We start from the raw sequence: 1,989 nt of genomic DNA, 5'->3' as shown, positions 1-1,989 counted from the left end.
ATCGCGAGCAAGCTCGCTCCCACATTTTTTTGATTAGCGTCAGCTTCACTCCTCCATCACCCAAATCAATCATCCTGTTCAGCCTCCATTCCCAGACCTAGACTCGGCCCATTCCAAGAAAAGGTAGGCCGCCATGTCCGAGACGCTGCTCAGTTCCCGCAATCTGGCTTTCGAGCTGTATGAAGTCCTTGATGCCGAGGGCCTGACCCAGCGCGAACGGTTTGCCGAGCACAACCGCGAAACCTTCGACGCGGCCATCGGCACGGCGCGCAGCATCGCCGAAAAATACTTCGCACCCCACAACCGCAAGAACGACGAAAACGAACCGCGCTACGAAAACGGCCAGGCCATCCTGATCCCGGAAGTGAAGCCAGCGGTGGATGCCTTCCTCGAGGCAGGTTTCCTCAATGCCGCGCGCAGCTTCGAGGCGGGCGGCATGCAACTGCCGACGTTGTTGTCCCAAGCTTGCTTTGCGCATTTCCAGGCGGCCAACGCCGCTTCGACGTCTTACCCGTTCCTGACCATGGGCGCGGCGAACCTGATCGAGAGCTTCGGCAGCGATGAGCAGAAACAACGCTTCCTGCAGCCGATGATCGACGGTCGCTTCTTCGGCACCATGGCCTTGACCGAACCTCACGCGGGTTCATCGCTGTCGGACATTCGTACGCGCGCAGAGCCGGCATCCGACGGCACCTATCGGCTCAAGGGCAACAAGATTTTCATCTCCGGCGGCGACCATCCGCTGTCGGAGAACATCGTCCACATGGTCTTGGCGAAATTACCGGACGCGCCACCCGGCGTGAAGGGCATCTCGCTGTTTATCGTACCCAAGTTCCTGGTCAACGATGACGGCAGCCTCGGCCGGCGTAACGACGTGCTGCTGGCCGGGTTGTTTCACAAGATGGGCTGGCGTGGCACCACCTCTACTGCGCTGAACTTCGGCGACAACGGCGAATGTGTCGGTTACCTCGTAGGAAAGCCGCACCACGGCCTGAGCTACATGTTCCAGATGATGAACGAGGCGCGGATTGGCGTCGGCATGGGCGCTGTGATGCTGGGTTACGCCGGCTATTTATATTCCCTTGAGTACGCTCGCGAACGCCCGCAGGGCCGGGTTCCCGACAGCAAGGACCCGACCACCGCGCCGGTGCCGATCATCCAGCACGCCGACGTGCGGCGCATGCTGCTGACGCAAAAGGCGTATGTGGAAGGTTCGTTCGACCTCGGCCTGTACGCGGCCCGGTTGTTCGACGACACCACCACGCTGGAAAGCGAAGCCGAGCGCCGGCGTGCCCATGAATTGCTCGACCTGCTGACGCCCATCGTCAAGTCGTGGCCCTCGGAGTTTTGCCTGAAAGCAAACGAACTGGCGATCCAGATCCTCGGCGGCCACGGCTACACCCGCGAATACCCGGTGGAGCAGTATTACCGCGACAACCGCCTGAACCCGATCCATGAGGGCACCCACGGCATCCAGTCCCTGGACTTGCTGGGCCGCAAACTGGCGCAGAACGGCGGTGCCGGGCTCAAGCAACTGATTCGGCTGGTGGCCGACACCACCGAGCGCGCCCAAGCGTACGAATCGTTAACGCCCTTGCGTCAGCCGCTGGAAGCCTTGGTAGCGCGCCTGCAAACAGTCACCCTCGGCCTGCTGACCGACCTGGCCCAAGGCAAGGTCAACAGCAGCCTCGCCAATTCGGCGCTGTACCTGAAGGTGTTCGGGCACATGGTGATCGGCTGGCGCTGGCTGGAACAGGCGATTCGCGCCGAGGAAGGACTGGCCAAGGGCAGCGCGGCGGATGTCGCTTTTTATAAAGGCAAGTTGCAGGCGGCGCGCTACTTCCTGACCTGGGAAGTACCCGGATGTCACCATGAGCTGGCCATTCTTGAGGCGCGGGACGATACGTGCCTGGGGATGCGGGATGAGTGGTTCTGAGCCGGGTCTTGTGGCGCGGCTGATATCCAATCGCGAGCAAGCTCGCTCCCACA

General features: G+C 61.5%; 1 protein-coding gene. It reads left to right on the top strand.

Features of this window, described 5'->3' with window-relative positions:
• Positions 1–133: 133 nt before the first annotated feature.
• Positions 134–1,936 (top strand): acyl-CoA dehydrogenase, encoded by a 1,803-nt coding sequence (locus tag OC610_RS26510; RefSeq protein ID WP_264432162.1) that lies wholly within the window; start codon positions 134–136, stop codon positions 1,934–1,936.
• Positions 1,937–1,989 lie beyond the last annotated feature (53 nt).

Source organism: Pseudomonas agronomica (genome assembly GCF_025917275.1).
Classification (GTDB): Bacteria; Pseudomonadota; Gammaproteobacteria; order Pseudomonadales; family Pseudomonadaceae; genus Aquipseudomonas; species Aquipseudomonas agronomica.
The sequence above is the reverse complement of the archived record's forward strand: the minus strand, read 5'-3'. Positions and strand labels throughout refer to the sequence as shown.

Bases quoted from the DNA above. Each gene is read 5' to 3' on its own strand.
- OC610_RS26510 (WP_264432162.1), top strand. From the start codon at position 134: ATGTCCGAGACGCTGCTCAGTTCCCGCAATCTGGCTTTCGAGCTGTAT.